This is a genomic window from Psychrobacter submarinus (assembly GCF_904846685.1).
Classification (GTDB): Bacteria; Pseudomonadota; Gammaproteobacteria; order Pseudomonadales; family Moraxellaceae; genus Psychrobacter; species Psychrobacter submarinus.
Genome location: NZ_CAJHBQ010000001.1, coordinates 47,765 through 70,748 on the forward strand (window position 1 = coordinate 47,765; position 22,984 = coordinate 70,748).

Genomic DNA, 22,984 nt, shown 5'->3' on the forward strand with positions numbered 1-22,984 from the left:
GGCGCCAGCTGGCGCGGCTGCTAAAATAGTGGCAATCATTTTATCCTCCTAAAATTTATTCGTTACTGACAGATTCATTAGTGATATAACAAAGACTCATAGCTGAGTAACTCAGTAGTCAGCCGCTTAGCGCTTCGCCAATCGTACTTGACCCTCATGGGTCACTGCCAGCGCGCCTTGAATCTCATCTTCCATATCTAAATGAAGTGCCAGTTGGTTCGGTGCAGCGTCAGTATTCGCATCATCTTCAGCAATCAAAGTTGTGATAAAGTTCACTAAGTTATTGGCATAAAGATCTGAGGACTGCGCGGCGAGCATAGACGGAATGTTTGCCGCGCCAACGATACGCACGCCGTTATCTGTAGTGATGGTTTGCTCAGCAACTGCGCCTTCAACGTTGCCGCCGGTGCCCGCTGCCATATCGATCAGCACGGAGCCGGCTTTCATCTTATCGAGTGTGGTCTTATGCACCAATCTTGGAGCGTCACGACCTGGTATCTGCGCGGTGGTAATGACGATATCAGCGCCGCTTAGCGCTTTATCCACCACTGCCGCTTGATCTTTCATATACTGCTCTGAGGGCGTCCATGCATAACCGCCGGTTGCTTTGGCCTTTTGCGCTTCTTCCTCACTCATCGGTACATCTAGCCATTTACCGCCAAGCGACTCGACTTGCTCGCGTGCAGAAGGACGCAAATCACTTGCTTCAACCACAGCGCCTAGACGCTTTGCCGTAGCAATCGCTTGCAAGCCTGCTACGCCAACGCCTAAGATGACCACCTTGGCCGGCTTAACTGTCCCTGCTGAGGTCATAAACATAGGAAAAGGACGTGAGTACTCATTGGCTGCTAAGAGTACCGCTTTATAACCGGCAAGGTTGGCTTGTGAGGATAAGACATCCATGTTTTGCGCGCGCGACAAGGTACGTGGCAATAGCTCCATCGCAAATACAGTCGCGCCTTTGGTCGCATAAGTCTCTAGCTGAGTATTACGGTAAGGATCTAGCATACCCACGACGATTTGCTTAGGCTTTAGCGTCTCGGTGAGCTCAGCTGGCAAGTCACTGATAGTGGTAATAATTTGCGACTGCTCAACCACCTCAGCGCTGCTGCTAGCAATATCAGCTCCAGCCGTCTGATAGCTGTCGTCTGTATAATAGGCTGCAAGACCTGCGCCTGACTGAACGACGACCTCAAACCCATGTCTACGCAGTTTTTTGACCGCGTCTGGGGTTAGTGCTACGCGGCTCTCAGTTGTGCTGTCTGCACTGATAACACCGATTTTCATATCGTCTCCTTACATGCAAATACTTGACTGATCACAAGCTTTGGCTTTATGGCTATATTGAGTGATAAAATAGTGGGCGCAAAAAAAACCCTGCTCAGCTCGTACTCTGTGAAGTAAAGCACTGAGCAAAGATTATCAATTCCCTAAATGATAATACTATCTTCATCATCTGTTTTTATTATAGAGACATCATCCCCTACCTTTCATTGTTTAATGATGACTCATAAGTAAATAAAAAGTTAGAGGTCGCGTCTGGGCTATAACTTTTATTGTTATATCAGAAAATTATTGACAATAATAGCCGTGTATACATTCTATTTTTTGCATATATTGCTGCTTTGAGCGCACCGATGGTTTACTTAGTCAATGCCTATCCTCTATCGCTATAGGTTTATGCTATGGTAGTGCCATGACTGACATCACAATTGGCTAAGTTTTTGCTTGCCCTATTTATTGATAATTACTCGATACTTAAAAAAGGAGCCTCTATGTACTTTGTACTCTCCCCTGCCAAGTCTTTAAATGAAACGGACGCTATACCATTGAACCTTGGCAATCATTATAGCCAGCCTGCCCTCATTGACGACTCAGCTCAACTGATAAAAACCCTTAAAACCAAAGATCCGATGGATTTGCAAGAGCTTATGAGCATCTCCGATGATTTGGCGCAGCTAAATAGCGAGCGTAATCAAGCATGGCAAATGCCGCATGACTCGGACAATGCCAAGCCTGCCGCTTATCTGTTCGATGGTGATGTTTATACTGGACTTGCCAGCTATGAGATGGATAAAGACACCATGCTGTATCTCAACGAGCATTTGGGTATCTTATCTGGTCTATATGGCGTGTTAAAACCGCTGGACTTGATGCAGCCGTACCGCTTAGAGATGGGCACTAAGCTAAAAAACGCGCGCGGTGGTAATTTGTATGAGTTCTGGGGCGAGAAAATCACCGATATTATTAATAAGCAGATGGCCGATAGCGATGACAAGGTACTGATTAACCTAGCGTCTAACGAGTACTTTAAATCGGTTAAGAAGAAAGCACTGGACGCGCAGATTATTACCCCTAGATTTGAAGATGAGAAGAACGGTCAATATAAAGTGATTAGCTTTTATGCCAAAAAAGCGCGCGGACTGATGGTGAAATATGCCGCGGACAATAAGCTGACCAAAGCGGAACAACTCAAAAAGTTTGATTTGGCAGGTTATTATTATGTCGATGAGCTGTCTGATGATACTACTTGGACATTTAGAAGAGATGAGGTAAATTCTTAATTTGTAGCGAATTAAATAAGGACAAAAAACCCCGATAAGCTCTCGCCTATCGGGGTTTTATTTCCTGTGTACTATAGCGTAAAAGCTACAGTACTAAGCAGTACGGGTCAAAGGGCTGATTACATCATGCCGCCCATTCCACCCATGCCGCCCATTCCACCACCAGCGCCAGCAGGCATAGCACCCATGCCGTCATCGCTTTGTGGTAGATCAGTGATCATCGCTTCGGTCGTCAGCATAAGACCTGCAACAGAAGCTGCGTTTTCCAGCGCTGAGCGCGATACTTTAGCAGGGTCTAAGATACCCATCTGTAGCATATCGCCGTATTCACTAGATGCTGCGTTGTAACCGTAGTTACCGCTACCGCTCTTGACTTCGTTGACGACGACTGACGCTTCTTCGCCAGAGTTAGTCACGATTTGACGTAGCGGCGCTTCCATCGCGCGGCGTAAGATATTGATACCCGCGTCTTGGTCATCGTTATCGCCTTTTAGCTCAGATAAAGCTTTCATCGCACGAACGAGTGCAACACCGCCGCCAGGAACGACACCTTCTTCGACAGCCGCGCGAGTGGCATGTAGCGCATCATCAACGCGATCTTTTTTCTCTTTCATCTCAGTTTCAGTTGCCGCGCCAACTTTGATAACTGCTACGCCGCCAGCAAGTTTTGCCATGCGCTCTTGTAGCTTTTCTTTATCATAGTCAGAGGTAGACTCTTCCACTTGACGCTGAATAGAGTCAACACGCTCGTTGATAGCTGTGGTTTCGCCTGCACCATTAACGATGACGGTGTTTTCTTTACCGACAGTGACTTTTTTGGCAGTACCGAGCTGCTCAAGAGTCGTTTCTTCTAGGCTTAGGCCAATCTCTTCTGAGATGACCGTACCGCCAGTCAAGATAGCGATATCTTGTAGCATCGCTTTACGGCGATCGCCAAAACCTGGTGCTTTTACGGCACAAGTTTTTAGGCCGCCGCGCATGTTGTTGACAACTAAGGTCGCTAAGGCTTCGTTTTCAACATCTTCAGCGATGATAAGCAGTGGCTTGCTCTGCTGCATGACTTGCTCAAGTAATGGCACGATTTCGCGGATGTTGCCGATTTTTTTGTCAACCAATAAGATATATGGGTTTTCAAATTCAGCAGTTAAGCTATCTTGCTTATTAGCAAAATATGGGCTGATATAACCACGGTCAAACTGCATACCTTCGACCACTTCTAGAGTGTCCTCAAAGCTTGAGCCTTCCTCGACAGTGATAACGCCTTGCTTACCGACTTTTTCCATCGCTTGCGCGATAAGCTCACCGATTTTGGTATCTGAGTTCGCTGAGATAGAACCTACTTGAGCAATAGCTTTTGAGTCGTCCGCTGGCGTTGATAACTGATGAATCTGCTCAACTGCCGCGCGTACCGCTTTGTCGATACCGCGTTTGAGATCCATAGGGTTCATGCCGGCAGCGACTGACTTCATGCCTTCTTGCAGGATAGACTGAGCCAATACTGTCGCTGTCGTAGTACCGTCACCGGCAACGTCGTTGGTGCGGCTAGCGACTTCGCGAACGAGCTGCGCGCCCATGTTTTCAAACTTATTTTCAAGCTCGATCTCTTTGGCAACCGAAACACCATCTTTAGTAATGGTCGGTGCGCCAAAAGACTTATCGATTACCACGTTACGACCTTTAGGTCCTAGAGTGACTCGTACTGCGTTTGCTAGAACGTTGACACCGTCCATCATTTGCGTGCGAGCATCAATGCCAAACTTTACGTCTTTTGCCATGTCAAATTACTCCAATATTATTTTTGTTAATGTTTAAAAAGGTTTTAAATAAGTGAGCAGAAGGTATGAAAGTCTAAACTTAACCTTCTAGTACACCCAATACATCAGACTCTTTCATAATCAGTAGCTCTTCGCCGTCAACTTTTACGGTTTGACCAGCATATTGACCGAACAAAACTTTATCGCCGACTTTAACATCCAAAGTGCGGACTTCACCGTTGTCACGAACCTGACCGTTACCCGTCGCTAGGATCTCACCCTGTGATGGTTTTTCTTGCGCTGAACCTGGTAATAAAATGCCACCAGCCGTTTTGGTTTCTTCTTCTATGCGGCGTACGACAATACGATCATGTAAAGGACGAATATTCATCGTTAGGACTCCAAAAGTTGTTTGAATAAAAGGTTCCATGTCAGTCCAATAATAGCAGCGCCGTCCAGCTTTTGTTTTTGACTACGCTATGGGCGCACTATTATAGACTCGCTTCAATAATAAGCTTCGAGCTTGTTTCAAAAAGTGGGGGCATAGGCATATCGCTTCAAGGGCGTGGGCCAAAAATTTACAAGAATAATGCAGATAAAAAAGGGTTTATCCCAAGTTAACAGCAAGCTTGCTGACAGGATGTTACTAAGCCTAAATGCTGTCCTGTTTTGGGTAACATCAACTACAAGAGCTAGACGTCTACCCAAAGGGCAAACCTTGAAAATGTAACAAGGTATGACCATTATAGTAGCTGACAATCTAGTGCTATAGTCAATTCGAAATAAAATCGATACATTAATATTGCCGTGCTACTGGTACAAATTTTCCTTGCTTGCTGTGTGCTTTGCACTTTTCGATGCTGCATAAAATTCATCCCAGTAGCACTGTATCGGTTTTAAAGTGGATCAGCTATAACAAAGAAACACTAATAGCTACTGAGCGGCCACCATCGAATCATTAAAAGTCGAAACATGAAAAGTTGAATCGTTAAAAACGAATCATTAAAAGTTAAACAACTAGAACTCGAACAATCGAAAGTTAAATTATAAAAATCTTGCCACTCATTAGCGGTATACTTATCAAGGAATATCCATGACTGTATTATCTTCTTTAACTGCCATTAATACGCAACAACGCAACAACAAACGTACTACGCTAATAACAGGCGCTAGTATCGCTGCTATCGGAGCTTTATCTATGACCGCCCCTACTCTGGCTAGCGCCAAAACCATTCAGCCTTCGACCGCTGATTATAGTTTTACTGTTGAAAATAAATACAAAGGTAACGCGACTCGTACCCTCAAAAAATCAGGCAATACTTGGAACTATAATGTGAAAGCTCGCGTGGCCGGCGTTGCAAGTGCATCGCAAAGTAGTACCTTTACTATTATGGGCAACAATGTCACACCTTCTAAGGCGAGCACCACTTATAAGCTCTTAGGTATTGGACGTACGCATAATCTAAGTTTTGATTCGGCAGGTAAAAAGGTCACGAGTAGCTATAAAGGCAAAACCACAACGTCAAATATGGCGCAGCAAGCGTTTGATGATTTGAGTTTAGAAGTGCAAATTCGTCAAGACTTGTTAAATGGCAAATTCTCGGGCAACTACTACATGGCCAAAAAAGACAAAGTAGAAAAAACGCCGTTTAAAAAGGTAGGCAATACAAAAGTCACTGTACCAGCGGGTACGTTTGATACGGTACGAGTGGATCGTATCCATGATGATAGCGGTCGCTCAACCAGCTTTTGGCTTGCACCAAGCCTAGATTATCTGCCAGTAAAAGTCAGTCAGATTAACGATGGTAAAAAGATGGACTTAGAGTTAAAAAAAGTGCGTTAAATGGTAATGCATTTAAGCTTTAAGCTCTAAGCTGCAAAACTAACAGCTCCAAAGCTAAAAAGTACAAAACGAGAAGGTACAAAACGAAAAGCGGCGCTCTACTATTGATAGAGCGCCGCTTTTTTATGTCAAAACATGCCGCTATTTTTGTACTTTATTCATCGAAGGTAAGCGCTTGAGCAGGATAAACAACCAAACATTGATTGCAAATAATAAAGCAAAATCAAGCCCATAAACCAAAATCTCTGTCCAACTGGTCCCATAAAAGCGCGTGAATAATACGACGCCGCTAGCGCCTAGATACACTAAGGTCAACATGCTGCTGACCAATAACATATAAGGAGAGCGCCCGCGTAATATGACAGGGGTGATAATAAAGGCCGGTATTAGCCATAAGCCATACCAAGCGATGCCGCCAATAATATCGGGATTGCTCGGATTAAACAGACTAATAAATATCGGCAGCACTAATAGCCGATACACTAGCCACACTAGCCAAGTTAGCAGCAAGCGCTGCTGCATAGGCGCAATAGGCTTTTCTGGCTTGACGGATTTAGCGGGTTTAGGGCCAGATGTTTGCTTAGAAGGCGTAGAAGTTGTGGACATTAGCGGCGGTAGTTTCCTAATTTATAGCACGTTTTTCGTTTAGCTTTTTGTCTGTGAGCTCATAAGCTCTCAGCCTCTAACGCTTCCAGTTTGCTTGCGACAGCGCTTGGGCAGTAATGGCTAGCCTGTGACCTTGAGCAATGGCCAGTTCGCGCTCATCATCGGTTATAGGCTGATCATGGGCGGCGCCGCTGACATGGCTTGCACCATAAGGCGTGCCACCGCGCTGGGTGCGATTGAGCGCCGCCTCACCATAAGGCAAGCCTACGATCATCATGCCATGATGCATAAGTGGCAACATCATCGTCAGTAGTGTCGTCTCTTGACCGCCATGCATAGAACCGGTTGCGGTAAATACGGATGCAGGTTTGTTTTGTAGATTACCTGCCAGCCATAAGGTCACTGTATTATCCCAGAAGTATTTCATGGGGGCAGCCATATTACCAAAATGCGTCGGACTGCCTAAGGCCAATCCAGCGCAGTTCTTGAGATCGTCCATAGTACAATACAGGTCGCCCTCATCCGGTATTGCCGCTTTGCTTGCAGTCGTCTCAGCTGCCACCGTCGGCACCGTACGAATACGCGCGGTCATCCCGGCATCTTCTATCCCCTGAGCAATGGCATAAGCTAAAACGTTCGTGGTGCCATGACTTGAGTAATATAGCACTAATACATAGGGATCAATCTGACTCATTGGCAAAGCTTCCTTTTGGCTGATACTTGTCGAAACGATAGAATTGCAGGCTACATTATGCCCGAGTCGTTGACTGACATGCAAACTGGCGAGTATTGCCTAGCATTTTGACACAAATAAGTGGCAACTGACGCTAGGACATTTTGTTACACTACTCTCACCTCTATCTTTCTACATGGTCAGTATGGAAAAATTAACTCAAAAACTCCCTTTTTTGCAGCAGCGTTGGTTTAAGTTTACCCAGTTTTTGGTTCGTCACTTCTTCGAAGATAACTGCCAGCAAAAAGCGGCCTCTTTGACCTACACAACCATGTTATCGATTGTGCCTATCGTAACGGTATTGCTGATGATTTTGTCTTCAGTGCCGGCGCTAGCTTCTGCCCGCGCGCAGATATACGAGGTGATATATAGTAACTTGCTGCCGCAATCGAGCCTGCAAGTCAGTGAATACATCAATAATTTTGCCGAAAAGTCGACCAACTTGACCGCTATCGGTGTCACGATTTTATTTGTCACGACTATCATGACTTTGACCACTATCGAGCGCGCTTTTAATCAGATTTGGCGCGTCGATGAACGTTCGGGCGGTCTCAAAAGTCTGCTGCGCTATTGGACGATTATCACTTTAGGACCCTTAGTGTTAGGGACGGCTTTTATCGTCTCAAGCGCGGTGCAAAGCTTGAGCTTTCTAAATCGTCAAATAGCTGGGTATGGTATCGATTGGTCGTTTTGGGTGCAGATGGTGTCGCTCGGCATTACCGTTGCAGGCTTTATTGGTATGTATTGGTTTATTCCCAAAGCGCGCGTACCAGCGAAAAGCGCTATTATCGCGGGGGTTATCGTCGCGGTGGTGTTTGAGCTACTCAAGCATGTGTTTGGTACGGTGATGACCAACTTCACCAGCTATGAGGCGATTTATGGTGCTTTTGCCGCGGTTCCTATTTTTCTGTTATGGATTTATTTGTCTTGGAACCTGATATTGCTAGGAGTTGAGATCAGCTATACCTTGACTATTTTTGAGACCGAAGAGGTCTATCCGCGTCATCCGTTACTGAGCTTGCTCGATATGCTCAACTTAGTTTATAGCCGTTACCTTAAAGGCGAGGTGGTCAGTGAAGTAGAGCTGCGTAACGTCTTGGGCCGCAAAGAGCTGCCTAAATGGTATCTTTATATTAATTACCTCAAAGACAGCAATCTGATCACTATGACTGATGACGACGATTATGTGCTTAAAAAAGATTTGAGCCGAATGACGCTATGGGATTTTTATCGGACGCTGCCCTATCCGCTACCGATCAAAGACGAGCTTGATGAGATGACGCTAGAGGATCAAGAGCCATGGCTGAGCTTACTAGTTGATCGGTTTGAGGATACAGAGGCTTTTGCTAAGCAGCAATTAAACCTGCCACTAGCTGCTATATTTGCGCATAGTCATCCGCGCAAAAAACATCCAGTAAAGGCCGGTAAGTCTGAGCCCTTCAAAGATAAGCGGACGCCGCCTTTTGAGCCTGAAGCTTATGATAAAGACAGTGATGTCTCTCAAAATGATGATGATCTACAAGCCATTATCCCTAAGGGAGAGGTAAAACCCGCCAATACCGCTCGCCACAAAACTAGACGTAAAACCTTGCAGCGACGTCCGGCTACTAATGAGGGTAATATCATCACTGAAGCCGATAAGCCGAACTAGAATGATGAATACCTTTATAAGCATTGCTTTAAGGTCACCTTGATTAAAAGCCATATTAATTAAAGGTTATCTTGATTAAATGACCGTTAATAACGACTGAATAATAAACAATAGGGAGTCTGCGGCAGTGAGTGACCATACCAATAATAAGCACAAAAACTTACTGCATCGTTTTATCACTATAAGCTTACATAGCGTTAAGCACTTTACGAGTCTTTTATCAAAGCAGAACCTAACGAGCCTGCCAGATCGTCTAAAAAACATTTGGGAGCGGCTGCTAGGTACTTATTGGTTTATCCCGACCTCCTTTGTACTCCTAGGCATTCTATTAGCGCCCCTACTCATCTCTATCGATCAGCGTTTAGATCGTGAGACGGTTCGAGACATCAGCTTCGCGTTTACCGGTGATGATGATGCCGCGCGCGCTATTATGACATCGATTGCAGGCGCTGTACTTGGCGTGGCGGGTACTACCTTTTCTATCACCATCGCTGTACTCTCCATGGCGTCCTCACAATTTGGCCCTAGACTACTACGGAACTTTTTGACTGACACTTCTAATCAGTTAGTGCTCGGGGCCTTTATCGGCACTTTTAGTTATAGCCTTTTGGTCTTAAAGTCGATTCATAAGTTTGACGTGAGTTTCGGGGTTCCGCAGCTGGCAGTAACTTTTGCCATTGTTATGGCTATTATTTGCGCTTTATTATTAGTGTACTTTATTCAGCATATGGTCCATGCGATTCAAGCTTCGCATGTGATTCAAGGCGCTAGTGATGATGCTATTGCTAATATTGATTATTGGTATAGCGAGACCTGCGACATCGAGCATCAGCGCGATGCCGCAGATAAGGATATCGATGATTATTTGTCTTGGGCAGCTGCGCCCATCTATGCTCCAACCTCAGGTTATCTGCAGCAGATATATATTGACGCCTTAATTATTTTAGCGAAGGACTACGGCGGGATAATCCGATTACAGACGAACCTTGGCAGCTTTGTCACCGATAAGAATATTATGGGCTATTTTTATCAGCGCCCTGCTAGAGATGATAGCTACTTACAAAAGACCAAAACCTCAAACTTAGCCATTATGCCGCGCGCTCCTGACGCACTGTTTTGGCAGCGTTTTGCGACTGGTATTGAGTTAGAACAGCGCCCATCACATAATAACGATATCGGCTACAGTCTAGGACAGATCACTGAGATTGCCATACGCGCTTTATCTCCTGGTATCAACGACCCCAAAACAGCAGTGAACTGCATTCAGTCCTTGTCCTCTTGCTTAAGTCTTATGATGCGCCGTCAGCCGCCAAGTCCCTATCATTTCTATCATCCGGCGCGTAATAAAGATATCAATGAGGTTACGGTGAGTCAGTCGCGGGCGTCTACCTTGGCAGTGGTGACTAAAACGCCAAAGATATCTGACTTTATTGACACCTCTTTGGGTGAGATACGCCGTTATGCGACTGCTGATCTGATGGTGCTCAAAGCGCTTTGCCAAGCGCTAACCGATCTTAACTATGCTCGAGTCAATAGCGCGCAGCGCCAGTCCTTGCTGCATGAGCTAAAACTCATTGAAGCGGCCGGTCAACAAAACTTGGCTTATGATGAGCTGACAACAGATTTACTCGATATGTGCTGGCAAGCTCGGCAGTTTATCCAAAGTGAAGATGCGCAGCATCAGTATTTTACTTATACCAGCACCTTTGACAGACATATTAGCAAAGCATTAGAGAGCCAGTCGAGATAACTTAATGCCGCTTTAGCGCGGTAAAACACATCGCGGCTTTTATGTTAATTCGTTTACTTTAATACCTATCTGAGACAATTTTATGGCATCTACCTCCGGCCTAAGCATCCTTGAGATCAGCGCTATCTTCTTATCGATAACTGCGCTTTTAAGCTACGTTAACCACCGTTTCATTGGTTTACCCACCACTATCGGGGTGATGGTGATATCCATTTTGCTGTCAATCTTTGCGATATTTTTGGGGTTTTTGGGTTTCGATCAGCTGATCGATTATGAGATCAGTTTATTAGAGCAGCTTGATTTCACCGAAGTCTTGCTCGACGGCATGCTCTCTATGCTGCTATTTGCTGGCGCTTTGCATGTCAATATTAGTGACTTGCGCCGCTATAAGCTGCCTATTGGTATATTGGCTTGTATCGGTACTATTGTCTCAGCACTTCTTATTGCGACAGCGATTTATTTGATGCTGCCGCTACTAGGTTTTAGCTTGCCTTTTATTTGGTGCTTATTGTTTGGCGCTTTAATCTCACCAACCGACCCTATCGCTGTGATGGGTATTTTGGCCTCTGCTGGCGCGCCCAAAAGCTTAGAGACCGTTATTGCTGGTGAGTCATTATTCAATGACGGTATCGGCGTCGTTATCTTTGTCATTTTGCTTGGAATTCTGACCAGTGGTGATATTCCAACGGCTAATTATGTGGCGCACACCCTAGCGGTTGAAGCTGGTGGCGGTATCGTTTTTGGCTTAGTGTTAGGCGCGATTTTGTATTACTTAATCAAGAGCATCGATAGCTATCAAGAAGAGGTGCTCTTGACTTTAGCTGGTGTCATCGGTGGTTATGCGCTCGCCAGCTATTGGCACCTGTCAGGGCCGCTCGCGATGGTGATGATGGGTCTGATGTTAGGCAATCGCGGTCGTGCATTAGCGATGAGTGATCAGACTCGTCATTATGTTGACTTGTTTTGGGAGCTGATTGATGAGATTTTGAACGCTATTTTATTTGTCTTAATCGGCCTTGAGATTGTAATGATTGCTTATTCTAGTAATTTGTTTATCGCTGGCGGCTTGACCATTATCATTGCGCTACTAGCGCGCTTTATTGTCGTGGGTATGACCACAAAGACCTTTAGTCGGCAGCTGGACTTGCCAGGTGGCGCTTGGAAAGTGTTGACTTGGGGTGGTTTGCGCGGTGGTATATCCGTCGCCTTAGTATTGCAGCTACCCATAGGCGCTGAGCGTGACATTTTATTAGCCCTAACCTATGCGGTGGTTATATTTTCAATTTTAGTACAAGGCTTGAGTGTCGGCAGGGTCGCAAAAAGTATTGGGCATGATAAGCCTTCAAAAGCTGGCTCATAAGTTTGAACTGCCTAGCAGTTAAATCGATATAAAGTAAAATTAGATAAAAAAAGCAGCTATTACTCTAATTCTTAGTCATAGCTGCTCCGTTTATGAATACAAAATACATCTCAAGGACTAGCAGCACTTTTATATTAAACCTTTACGCTTCATATTACGATAAACCACTATGACAATGATAATGTTTAATACGATGATAAATAACTTAAACCAGTCAAAAGCGCTAGTGATGAGATAGTACACTTCAACCGGGATAAATATACCGTAACCAAGCACGCTAAACCAATAAGCCCACGTCCTATCCTGCCACAAGCCATACGCCTCGATAAAACGAATACTCGCGTAAGCACAGATAAACAGCAAAAATAATGGCCAATTTTGACTGGCGCGCTGCGCAATCGCAACGACACTGTCAACCTGCGGCGCTAATAGCTGCCCAAAGTACTGCTGCCAAGAGTGCGTTGCAGTCGCTAACCACTCTTCAAGATCGCTATGCCATAGCCATAATGCTCCGGCACCTAGTAGCGCGCCCACGCCTTTAACAATCTCATAAATGGCGACCGCTTTTATCGATTCGCTAGCCGCGCTGGTCTTTTGCCTAGCTATGTTAGACAAAGAAAGTCTCCACAACTCGGCCTTGCAGCTGCTGCGCAAAGAACGGAGTGTTTTTACCATTAGACAGCATCGTCTCGCTTGTCACTTGCCACTCTACATTCGGATCGACTAAAATTGCGCCGCCAGTGTTTTCATACTGCGCGCTGATACCAGCAATTTTGGCAGGATTAAGGCACATCTTATCGACCAGTTGCTCTAGAGTTAAGATCTCATCGCGTACCAGCTGGCAAGCAAGCGCCATAAAAGTATCAAAGTTAGAAATACCTGGAGTGCTCTCAGCAAAAGGCGCTTTTTTGGCAGTTGCATTAAGAGGTTCGTGATGGCTGCAAATCGCATCTATGGTGCCATCTTGTAGACCACGGCGCAGCGCTTGCTGATCGGTGTTACTACGGAGCGGCGGCAACACGTAAGCTTGAGCATTAAATCCTTCCAAGTTATCGTCAGTGAGATACAATTGATGCATAGCTACATCGCACGTCACCGGCAGACCTTTATCTTTTGCCCAGCGCATCAGCTCCACTGAAGACTTGCAAGACAATTGGCTAAAGTGCGCAGCGATACCCGTCTCCTCCACCATCAATAACTGCTTCGATAGGGCAACGGTTTCAGCGATCCACGGAATACCTTGCAGACCATGATAAGACGCAATGTAGCCTTCATGTGCGACCCCTTCACCGGACAGACTCGGCTCATCAGGATAAAAAAACACTTTTAGACCAAAAGTGGCGGCATACTCCAAGGTGCGCAATAGCACTAAATCATTAGCGAAAGGCTGGCGGGCATTAGAGACAGCGATACAGCCGCCTTTTTTTAGACCGGCAATGTTAGAAGGATTATCGCCTCTTAAGCCTTCGGTCAAAGCCCCAAGGATATGCAAATAAATACCGCCATCTTCAAGCGCGCGCTCACGCAGACCCTTAAGCAGTGAGCCATTTTCTAAGATAGGGTTGGTATCCGGCGGAATCACCACATGCAAAAAGCCATTACCGCGAGCAGCACGACCCTCTGAGATTAGTGTGCCATGCTGCTGTTGCCCCGGCTCGCGCAGACGCGCGCATAGATCTACTAATGGCGGTAGTACCCACATCTCGCGATCGGCTGTCAATGTTGCTAACTGAGCTGTCGCCGTGCTTGGCAGTGATTTTTTGAAAGCTTCTGGGAGTAAGTCGTGCATTTGAGTGTCTGAACTTGTGAGGGTTGTCATGAGCGTTATTACCGTATCAATAAGCGGGATAAATAAGAATAAAATAGCATAGTAAGATACTAGGGCTTGACCCTATACTCTACTAAATGAGATTAGCTACGAGCTGCTTGGTGCGCGCGCTGTCCTTCCATCGCCAAAGCCAATACCGCCATACGAATAGCCACCCCATTACTGACCTGCTTTAGGATCACTGACTGGGCGCCATCTGCCACACTAGAGGCAATCTCGATGCCGCGATTCATCGGCCCCGGATGCATAATGAGGGCATCAGGCTTCGCTAGCGCCACGCGCTCAGGGGTGATGCCATAATGTTTGTAGTACTCACTCGATGAGGCCAGTAGCGGCGAGCCAATCCGCTCGTTCTGTATTCTCAGCCCCATGATGACATCACAGTCAGCCACGCATTCATTCATATCCTCATAGACGTTTACGCCAAAACGTTCAATACCTTTAGGCAAAAGTGTGCGCGGCGCAATGACTCGAATGTCCTTGACCCCTAACGTTTGTAGCGCACTAATATCTGAGCGCGCGACTCTTGAGTGTTTAATGTCGCCAATAATCGCCACCGATAGCTCTTCAAATGGGCGCGGCGCTTCACGATGGATGGTGAGCATATCGAGCATACCTTGGGTCGGATGCGCGTGCCAGCCATCACCGCCATTGATAATGGCAATATCTGGGGTGACCTCTGTAGCCATAAAATGCGCTGCCCCTGAGGCCGAATGACGCACCACAAAAATATCCGCGGTCATCGCTTGCAAGTTCCATAGCGTGTCGCGTAAACTCTCCCCTTTTTTGGTACTTGAGCGCGCAATATCGATATTGAGCACATTAGCGCCCAGACGTTTTTCAGCTACCTCAAAGGTGGTGCGTGTCCGCGTTGAGGGCTCAAAGAACAAGTTCATGACCGTACAACCCTCAAGCTCAGGCCGGTTTAACAATTGACCTTTTTCATCGATAAAAGTCTCGGCCTTAGCGATGATGCGTTGAAGCTGCGCCTTATTAAGTCCTTCCACTCCTAAGAAGTGGCGAATGCTGCCATCATCATTGAGCTGCGGGCGACTCAGCGAAATATCGAGCTGCTTATGGATAGCGCGAGGATCGACCTTAGCGTAGTCTGTGGGCGAGATATTGACGGTTGAACGGATATCATTAGAAGTTGGCATAGTCACGAATCTTTATTATTGATGTAGTAGAAAGATTTTATAAAATAAGTTTAATATAGATCTAAAGGCTCTAAGCGATAATATTGTAAGCAAACAGCAAGCCTATAATCGCAGACAAAAAGACTTTGTAGTACTTATTTGCTACACTTTACGTGACTGCATTGCTGTCGTCGATAATGATAATAACAAATCAGTAGTAATGTCCGTCATAGCGATAGTGTAGCTGATTTTTGTAGTCGTACAAGGGTCCCGCATTATCTATTTATCACGCTCATTTATGACGTGAAGCATTATTGCCTTTTTAATAGTTTTTGCAAGTCCAGATAGCGCTAGATAAGAATAAAATAATAGTTACTTATCATAATAGTTACTTATATTGTATCTAGAGTATGTTGAACCTACGCTACCCTATACTTTTAACCTCTACCTTTACATCTCCTAGGAAACCCTATGATGACCTTAGCACAATATCTAAACCACCACTCCGCAAACCCTGCGGTCACTGAGCTTATTACGACGGTTACTGATGTGGGTAAGACGATCTCACAACTGCTTCAAAAAGGCGCGCTAGCGGATATCCTAGGAGAAGCGGGTAATCAAAACGTGCAAGGCGAAGAACAAAAAAAGCTCGATGTGTTAGCCAATGACTTATTGCTAGAAGCTTTAGCAGATAACAAACATTGTGCTGGAGTAGCATCAGAAGAGCTCGATCACGCTACACCTGCCAATAAGGATGGTAGCCTACTTATCTTGTTTGATCCTCTAGATGGCTCATCGAACATCGATATTAATATGGCAGTGGGTACTATTTTTTCTATTTTGCCTTATCAGCGTCAAGGTCAAGTCAGCGCTGATGAAGACTTTTTGCAAGCTGGCAATCAACAACTAGCAGCAGGGTATCTATTGTACGGCACCTCTACGGTTCTTGCTTTGACTATAGATGATAACGTCGCTATGTTTAGCTTAGATCCCGATAGCGGCGACTATTTGCTGATCGAAGAGCAAGTACAGATCTCAGCGGATACTAGCGAGTATGCTATCAATGCCTCGAACTATCGCTATTGGCAGCCGCCTATGCAGCAGTATATCGATGAGCTAATCGCTGGCAAGACTGGCGTTCGTGGCCGCGATTTTAATACTCGCTGGGTTGCGGCCATGGTCGGCGATGTGCACCGAATCTTATGCCGCGGCGGTCTTTTTACTTATCCATTCGACACTAAAGACCCCAACAAAGCCGGTAAACTGCGCTTAATGTATGAAGCCAATCCGATGAGCTTACTTATAGAGCGTGCAGGCGGCATGGCAACCGACGCTATCACACGTATACTAGATATCGAACCCACCGATATCCATCAGCGTGTACCGGTGGTGCTCGGTAGCAAAAACGAAGTCGCTTATGTCAAACAGCTCCATAGCGCTCATAATGAGTCGTAAGCTTAATTAGCTAAAGTAACGCTGATAAGGAGTTACTGAGATCAACCTTATCGGCGGCCCTTTGACTGGCTCTATTTCTATCGCCTTTGTAGTTTTTATTTTCATTATCACCTTTTAAGCAGGCTGCTATGACCTCTACTCCTATTGAGCTGATTACCTCTGATAAGAACCAAACCGTAAAGCTGGCCAAAGCACTCTTAACTCAAGCTCGCCAGCGAAAAAAGCAAGGACAAACGGTCATAGAGGGCATTCACTTAATGGACGCAGCTCTGCGCAGTGACTACCCCTTAGTGCAAGTGCTATTAGCGCAGTCCGCACACAGCCACCCTGAGGTGCAGCAGCTATTAGCTCGCCTGCCTACTTATACCAGTATTTTGACTGTCGCCGATTCGCTCTATGCCAGCATTCGCAGCTTAGGGGCAGGCGTAGATATTATGGCAATAATCGATATACCGGCCCCAGCTCTGCCTACAATTGATCATGACTGCTTGATCTTAAATGATGTACAAGATAGTGGTAACGTAGGCACCTTACTTCGTACGGCCGCGGCGGTCGGTATCGAGACCGTGCTTTGTAGCACGAACACCGCGCAGGCATGGTCGCCCAAAACCCTACGAGCCGGCATGGGTGCTCAGTTTGCTCTGAACATCTACGAAAACTTAGCTATAGCAGATATTTTGCAGCAAGTACAGACGCCGCTACTTGCGACTAGTTCTCATACAGATACCTTGATTTATGACTATGACTTACGTAGCCCTATTGCGTGGATAATGGGACACGAAGGCCAAGGGGTGAGTGATGAGCTCATGCAGTGCGCGACCCCTATTGCGCTACCGCAGCCCAATGGTCAAGAGAGCTTAAATGTGGCTATCGCAGGGTCGCTATGTCTATACGAAACGTTAAGGCAAAGACAATATAGCTAAACCTCCTTAAACTCCACGCTAGCTGACGTAAGGGTTTGCTCGTAGCCATTTAGTGGCTAAAAACTTCGTGCCTTTATTTACTGGCATGCCTGCGTGTAAGCTTAAAGGTTCGATACTGCCATCAAACTTGGTGTTAGCAAAATATAATGCCATGCCCTTTTTGGGTCTGACTTCTAGATTTATCTTTGGAAAGTTAGTACCACCGCCCGCCTCGACATCCGATAGATACATCAGCAAAGTACCGACGCGTTGACCGCCTTTACCGATGTTTTTTTGATAATTTGCGTTTTTAGGATCAAAAAAATCATAATGTGGGCGATATTCTTGGCCCTTACCATACTTTAAAACCTGTAACCCTTCTCCATGAACCACTGGCCAATGTAATAGGGCTGCTATCCTATTTTCTATTGTCGTTATCAAAGGCGTAGCACCGCGCTGGAAGCCGTGGCTTTTACTGGTTCTGGCATCGTGCTCTGCAAAAGTACCATCGACAGGGCTCACAACTCGAGAGTCTCGCATATTACCTTCAGAACTGCTTATCAGTTGATCACACTCTTTATGACTTAAGAAGCCTTCGATGACGGCGACAAAGGGAGGGTAAAAAGTCGATGCCAGTCTCACCGTCTTATCCGGCAGCACTATCGAGTTATGGCTCATACCCATATAAGGAATATTGATCGTACCTGATTGCTGCGACATTAGCTCATAGGCTGCGCCATAAAAACCTCTCTCAAAAAGCGTATTAATGATTTTATGATAAGCGACGCCGCGATTTATATTGTTTGCGATCCACTGCTGCCAAGTCGGTTCTAACTGTAAAATTGCATTCATACTGATTCTCTACCTTCTCGTCCGTGACAATTATCTCAATAGCATTGTAGAGTCATATAGTAGCCTAAACGCAGCCTCTATCCGATAACCCCACCCTAACCAACACTACTTCAAACTACTATAAAGTGGATTTTTATAAATTATAAGGTCGACTCAATATATAATCTTAGTCTAATAATCAGTCCAATAGTCAGCTCAATAAAAAGCCCCGCTATATGATAGCAGGGCTTATATAATACAAATTAAGTTTCTTAGTAGTCAAAAGCGTTGAGCTTTATACCTTGCTAGTCAATTCAGGTAAAGCTTCGAATAGATCTGCTTCTAAGAAGTAATCGGCAACGCTAGCAATAGGCGCTTCTGGGTCATTATTGATCGCAACGATAACTTTAGAGTCTTTCATACCTGCTAAATGCTGAATCGCACCAGAGATACCAGCGGCGATATAAAGCTGCGGCGCAACAATCTTGCCTGTTTGACCGACCTGCATGTCGTTTGGCACATAACCTGCGTCTACAGCGGCGCGTGATGCACCGATAGCAGCGCCTAGCTTATCTGCTAATGGCTCAATGTATTTAGTGAAGTTTTCACCATTTGCCAAGGCACGACCACCTGAGACGACAATACCAGCTGAAGTCAGCTCTGGACGATCTGAGGCTGCCATCTCTTCATTAACGAAGCTTGACTTACCTGCGTCTTGTACATTATCGATGGTTTCAACAGAGGCTGAACCACCTTCACTTGCTACTGGGTCAAAAGCGGTCGTACGTACAGTGACAACTACTTTTTCTTCTGAGGTTTTCACTGTCGCAGTCGCGTTACCAGCATAAATAGGACGCTCAAAAGTATGCGCGTCTACTACTGCTGAGATCTCAGACAGCATACTAACGTCAAGTAGCGCTGCAACGCGAGGCATAAAGTTCTTACCGGTTGTGGTCGCAGCGGCAACAATATGGCTGTAATCACCAGCAATATCAGCTACCAATAGCGCAACGTTTGCGGCTAGTTGATGCTCATAAGCGGCATTATCCGCTAATAAGACTTTGCTAACACCTTCAGCTTTTGCTGCTTCATCAGCTGCTGCTTGAGCGCTACTGCCAGCGACTAATACATGGACGTCATCGCCCATTTGCTTTGCCGCAGCGATAGTATTTAAGGTTGCCTTTTTTAGACTGGCATTGTCATGTTCTGCATATACCAAAATGGCCATTGTTTTTGTCCTTTATATATTCGCGTAATCGTTTATGTGCTTTAATATCTATGATGGCAGCTTTTGTGATATGTCTTATTCTTCAGTCCCTACTCTATCTTTTAATCAGACGGATTTTAAAAGAAACTATGCATATCACTTTGCCAAATATATAGTCAATATTAGATTACTTTAGCTTCATTTTTTAGCTTATCAACCAACTCATCTACAGACTTCACAGTGATACCTGCCTGACGCTCTGCTGGCGGCTCAACTTTAGTAATTTGCTGCTTAGATGCCATATCTACACCAAAATCAGCTGGTGTCTTTTCATCAAGTGGCTTTTTCTTTGCTTTCATGATGTTTGGTAGCTTAGCATAGCGTGGCTCATTTAGACGTAAATCAGTAGTGATAATAGCCGGTAGATCTAAAGCAACGGTCTGCAAACCACCATCAATCTCACGAGTGACGTTGACTTTATCGCCTTCTACTTTGACCTCTGAAGCGAAAGTACCTTGACCTACGCCCATCAGCGCCGCTAGCATCTGACCGGTTTGGTTGTTGTCATCATCAATAGCTTGCTTACCTAACAAGATGATATCAGTGCTCTCGCTCTCAGCGATGTTTTTTAAGATTTTAGCGACTTGTAGCGGATATGGTTTTTCATCAGTTTGGACGAGTACACCACGATCAGCACCTAGTGCTAAAGCTGCACGGATCTGCTCTTGTGACTCTTTTGGTCCGATTGACGCGACGATAATCTCATCAATGACGCCTGCTTCTTTTAGGCGTACTGCCTCTTCTACAGCGATTTCATCAAATGGGTTGATAGACATCTTAGTATTCGATAAGTCGACACCTGAGTTATCAGCTTTGACACGAACTTTTACGTTATAATCAATGACACGCTTGACCGCGACTAATGCTTTCATACGTTCCTCGTTTATGAATATTATGAATTAAAGCCATTCATTGATGGCTAATATAGATCTTACTTTTATTAATCTTACCTTTGACACATAAGTTTACTATAGTCAGTAAACTGGGATGTGGTAAATATTTACGCTTAGCTTATAAGACCCGACTATCTTGCGTGAGCAAGGCTTTTAGGTCAAGATGACGCCGTGAATAATGGGTCATAAATTTATAAGCATTTGAATAAATACTATAATTAAAACAATGATAGCTTTGCTCGTTTTCCTAAAGCCTTGTTATTAGTACCCTTTATAGCATCTGTCACCTGCAAATTGCTTAACGTTTTGTTATTATTTCGAAAATACGTCTACCCTACTTTGCTGCTCAATACCATTATCGTAGGTCGTTACCAAAATCTCATTATCGCGAATATCGTCAAATAGCGACCAATCAGGACTGGTATCGCTGGATTTTATAACGCTTATGTCAGCTGTCGTCTCCATAATCACTGCAAAAACTTCTGATTTAGATTTTATGCCATTTTTACGTAGGATTTGTTTGATATCGTTCTCGCTAAGCTTTGCTTTTTTTAGATTGTCATAAAGATACGCTCCATTCGCCATCAAGATAATAGGCTGATTATCTATAAGCGCTTTAAATGGCTTGAACTTTCGTCTAATGATGGAGAGTACTGCTTGCAGCGTGAACAGCATCCCAATAGCAAACACGCCTTGCAGCAGCGACGTTGATTTTGACAATACGGTTGATGCCAATATGCTACCGATACCGACAGTCATAGCCAAGTCATAACTCGATAACTTCGAGAAGCTACGTAAACCAACAATACGAGTAAACAATATCAGACAAAAATAAAAGCCGATAACTGACAGTGCTATACCGACAACTTGTTGCCAATTAATCGAAAACCAAGTTTGCCAATCCATATTCTTATCCTAGTCGTTTTGTTTTTGTAGATGACATTCATTGTAAGATATCAGACAAGATTCGCTTGTTACTTTCTTTTTATTATCTCCTGCAAACTGTTGAACATGAGTAAGTAATGCTTTAATTCAAAAACGGTTGTCTCTCAAAGCGCTATCGAGGTATTTGCAGATAGCCTTTTGTACAATTTATCCAAAATTTAGACAAAAAAAAGCAACCCGATGAGAGGTTGCTTTTGCTATACAGTCTAAACAATAGGTTTGTTGTTCTCACAACATAGTCATTTGTGCGTGTAGATCTATAAATAAGAGTAACTGATATCAGTTATCCCCTATAGTAAATACACTTATAGTGCTTCGATTTGCTCAGCTTGTGGACCTTTTTGGCCTTCACCTAAAACGAATAACACTTTTTGGCCTTCCGCTAGTGTTTTGAAACCACTACCTTGGATAGCGCTGTAATGAGCAAATACATCTTGACCGCCATTATCTTGTGCGATGAAACCAAAGCCTTTAGCTTCATTAAACCACTTTACGGTGCCTTCAACTTTATCAGACATAATTTTTCCTAACTCTTAAACGATTGGTGCGACATCAGTCATCACCGATTAATTGATAAATACCCATCTGCTTTTGGATTGAACCCTTAACCAAACACAATAATTTATCTTAGCGATTGCTTACCGTTATTGGCTTACAGCCTATGAGCACTCTTCGATTATAGCAGTTTTTATCAATAGTGACAGGTTAAATTAGGTATTTTTGTAAAGTTTTAATTGTTATTCCTTGCCAATGAGTGAGTCTTATGTCCATACATAATAGACAAGCTTTAACTTGCTATAGGTAACCAAGGTGACGCTAATACTAATAAACACAGAGCGAAGAATATCAATGCAAAAGATTGGCTATACGCTATATATTTGACGGGTACCACCAAATCTGCAGGTGAGTCTGGAATGCCTTTGCGCTTTAGTAGTCGCGTGCCATATATCCAGCCAAAAACAGTATAGATACCATAAGCGGCGGGCACAGCCACAGCAAGTGGTGCTAAATCTATAGCGTACAAAGCGATAGTTGAGACAAAAAACCAAGCGGTATCTGCAAATGAGCTGAACTTAAATAGCGCTGACTTAGGTAGCTTACCGTCACTGCGCTTGAGCATTGAGCACTCAATCCAAATCAAAACAGCGACTACGGCGCTAAGAGTAACATATACGAACTGCGGCGTTAGCCAGTCTGGATTTGATATTTGCACAACACAACCTATAGTTAACATTAAATTTAGTTTTGTCTTATTTTTTGCTTAGTCTGGAGAGAAGCACATAAATCGCGCTTTTAGATCGATAGTTGTAAACCATACATTCATAGTAATCATGATAATGACTCATGCAGTAACGACTTAAAAAGCATATCGAGCACTACAAATACTGATTCAGAGACTAAGCTGAGTGCTTATATGAGGCAATGTCTACTCGTTTTCAAGATCCTTGTTGGACTAGACGGCGCTT

Annotated in this window: 21 protein-coding genes; 7 read left to right on the forward strand and 14 right to left on the reverse strand. The window is 44.6% G+C overall.

The window, feature by feature from the left end:
- Nucleotides 1-126: 126 nt before the first annotated feature.
- Nucleotides 127-1,287 (reverse strand): NAD(P) transhydrogenase subunit alpha, encoded by a 1,161-nt coding sequence (locus tag JMY03_RS00205; RefSeq protein ID WP_201558486.1) that lies wholly within the window; start codon nt 1,285-1,287, stop codon nt 127-129.
- A gap of 488 nt (nt 1,288-1,775) precedes the next feature.
- Between JMY03_RS00205 and yaaA the strand changes: the two genes are divergently transcribed.
- The gene (gene yaaA / locus JMY03_RS00210; RefSeq protein WP_201599897.1) at nt 1,776-2,564 is read left to right on the forward strand and encodes a peroxide stress protein YaaA; all 789 of its coding nucleotides are present in this window, start codon (nt 1,776-1,778) and stop codon (nt 2,562-2,564) included.
- Nucleotides 2,565-2,683: 119 nt separating this feature from the next.
- On the opposite strand, the gene groL is transcribed toward yaaA, so the two are convergent.
- Nucleotides 2,684-4,339 carry a chaperonin GroEL gene (gene groL, locus JMY03_RS00215; RefSeq protein ID WP_201599899.1) on the reverse strand — a complete coding sequence of 552 codons (1,656 nt, stop codon included), beginning with the start codon at nt 4,337-4,339 and terminating at the stop codon, nt 2,684-2,686.
- A 79-nt stretch (nt 4,340-4,418) separates the two neighbouring features.
- The gene (locus JMY03_RS00220) at nt 4,419-4,709 is read right to left on the reverse strand and encodes a co-chaperone GroES (RefSeq protein WP_025644085.1); all 291 of its coding nucleotides are present in this window, start codon (nt 4,707-4,709) and stop codon (nt 4,419-4,421) included.
- A 702-nt stretch (nt 4,710-5,411) separates the two neighbouring features.
- Here JMY03_RS00220 and JMY03_RS00225 point away from each other — a divergent pair.
- Nucleotides 5,412-6,161, forward strand: a complete 750-nt coding sequence (locus tag JMY03_RS00225) for a DUF3108 domain-containing protein (RefSeq protein WP_201599901.1) — start codon at nt 5,412-5,414, stop codon at nt 6,159-6,161.
- Between the two features lie 141 nt (nt 6,162-6,302).
- On the opposite strand, the gene JMY03_RS00230 is transcribed toward JMY03_RS00225, so the two are convergent.
- Together JMY03_RS00230 and wrbA are read right to left on the reverse strand one after the other, a co-directional pair.
- Nucleotides 6,303-6,683: a hypothetical protein gene (locus tag JMY03_RS00230; protein WP_299069150.1), complete on the reverse strand. Its 381-nt coding sequence runs from the start codon at nt 6,681-6,683 to the stop codon at nt 6,303-6,305.
- Between the two features lie 160 nt (nt 6,684-6,843).
- On the reverse strand, nt 6,844-7,461 hold the full coding sequence (gene wrbA, locus JMY03_RS00235; RefSeq protein ID WP_084212595.1) for an NAD(P)H:quinone oxidoreductase: 618 nt from the start codon (nt 7,459-7,461) through the stop codon (nt 6,844-6,846).
- A 184-nt stretch (nt 7,462-7,645) separates the two neighbouring features.
- On the opposite strand from wrbA, the gene JMY03_RS00240 reads away from it, so the two are divergent.
- From JMY03_RS00240 to JMY03_RS00250, 3 genes are all read left to right on the forward strand, one after another.
- Entirely contained in the window at nt 7,646-9,151 is a 1,506-nt protein-coding gene (locus tag JMY03_RS00240) for a YihY/virulence factor BrkB family protein (protein ID WP_201599913.1), read from the forward strand.
- Nucleotides 9,152-9,278: 127 nt separating this feature from the next.
- Entirely contained in the window at nt 9,279-10,901 is a 1,623-nt protein-coding gene (locus JMY03_RS00245) for a DUF2254 domain-containing protein (RefSeq protein WP_201599915.1), read from the forward strand.
- A gap of 82 nt (nt 10,902-10,983) precedes the next feature.
- Entirely contained in the window at nt 10,984-12,261 is a 1,278-nt protein-coding gene (locus JMY03_RS00250) for a cation:proton antiporter (protein ID WP_201599918.1), read from the forward strand.
- 129 nt (nt 12,262-12,390) lie between these two features.
- Here the strand turns inward: JMY03_RS00250 and JMY03_RS00255 are convergent, their stop codons facing one another.
- From JMY03_RS00255 to JMY03_RS00265, 3 genes are all read right to left on the reverse strand, one after another.
- On the reverse strand, nt 12,391-12,876 hold the full coding sequence (locus JMY03_RS00255) for a DUF2127 domain-containing protein (RefSeq protein ID WP_227675433.1): 486 nt from the start codon (nt 12,874-12,876) through the stop codon (nt 12,391-12,393).
- Nucleotides 12,869-14,050: a dihydroorotase gene (locus JMY03_RS00260; protein ID WP_201602031.1), complete on the reverse strand. Its 1,182-nt coding sequence runs from the start codon at nt 14,048-14,050 to the stop codon at nt 12,869-12,871. The genes JMY03_RS00255 and JMY03_RS00260 overlap by 8 nt, the downstream gene beginning before the upstream one ends.
- A gap of 122 nt (nt 14,051-14,172) precedes the next feature.
- Nucleotides 14,173-15,246 (reverse strand): aspartate carbamoyltransferase catalytic subunit, encoded by a 1,074-nt coding sequence (locus JMY03_RS00265; RefSeq protein WP_201599924.1) that lies wholly within the window; start codon nt 15,244-15,246, stop codon nt 14,173-14,175.
- Nucleotides 15,247-15,696: 450 nt separating this feature from the next.
- On the opposite strand from JMY03_RS00265, the gene JMY03_RS00270 reads away from it, so the two are divergent.
- Together JMY03_RS00270 and JMY03_RS00275 are read left to right on the forward strand one after the other, a co-directional pair.
- Nucleotides 15,697-16,680, forward strand: a complete 984-nt coding sequence (locus tag JMY03_RS00270) for a class 1 fructose-bisphosphatase (protein ID WP_201599927.1) — start codon at nt 15,697-15,699, stop codon at nt 16,678-16,680.
- Nucleotides 16,681-16,808: 128 nt separating this feature from the next.
- A complete protein-coding gene (locus JMY03_RS00275) occupies nt 16,809-17,603 on the forward strand; it encodes a TrmH family RNA methyltransferase (protein WP_201599930.1) in 795 nt (264 codons plus the stop codon).
- Between the two features lie 18 nt (nt 17,604-17,621).
- Here the strand turns inward: JMY03_RS00275 and JMY03_RS00280 are convergent, their stop codons facing one another.
- From JMY03_RS00280 to JMY03_RS00305, 6 genes are all read right to left on the reverse strand, one after another.
- Nucleotides 17,622-18,434, reverse strand: a complete 813-nt coding sequence (locus tag JMY03_RS00280; protein WP_201599945.1) for a 2OG-Fe(II) oxygenase — start codon at nt 18,432-18,434, stop codon at nt 17,622-17,624.
- A 274-nt stretch (nt 18,435-18,708) separates the two neighbouring features.
- Nucleotides 18,709-19,641, reverse strand: coding sequence for an electron transfer flavoprotein subunit alpha/FixB family protein (locus JMY03_RS00285; RefSeq protein ID WP_201558460.1), 933 nt, complete (start codon nt 19,639-19,641; stop codon nt 18,709-18,711).
- 161 nt (nt 19,642-19,802) lie between these two features.
- Nucleotides 19,803-20,552, reverse strand: coding sequence for an electron transfer flavoprotein subunit beta/FixA family protein (locus JMY03_RS00290; RefSeq protein ID WP_025644324.1), 750 nt, complete (start codon nt 20,550-20,552; stop codon nt 19,803-19,805).
- Between the two features lie 333 nt (nt 20,553-20,885).
- On the reverse strand, nt 20,886-21,479 hold the full coding sequence (locus JMY03_RS00295; protein WP_201599961.1) for a DUF421 domain-containing protein: 594 nt from the start codon (nt 21,477-21,479) through the stop codon (nt 20,886-20,888).
- A gap of 344 nt (nt 21,480-21,823) precedes the next feature.
- On the reverse strand, nt 21,824-22,036 hold the full coding sequence (locus tag JMY03_RS00300; RefSeq protein WP_025644328.1) for a cold-shock protein: 213 nt from the start codon (nt 22,034-22,036) through the stop codon (nt 21,824-21,826).
- A 269-nt stretch (nt 22,037-22,305) separates the two neighbouring features.
- A complete protein-coding gene (locus tag JMY03_RS00305) occupies nt 22,306-22,731 on the reverse strand; it encodes a hypothetical protein (RefSeq protein ID WP_201599964.1) in 426 nt (141 codons plus the stop codon).
- Nucleotides 22,732-22,984 lie beyond the last annotated feature (253 nt).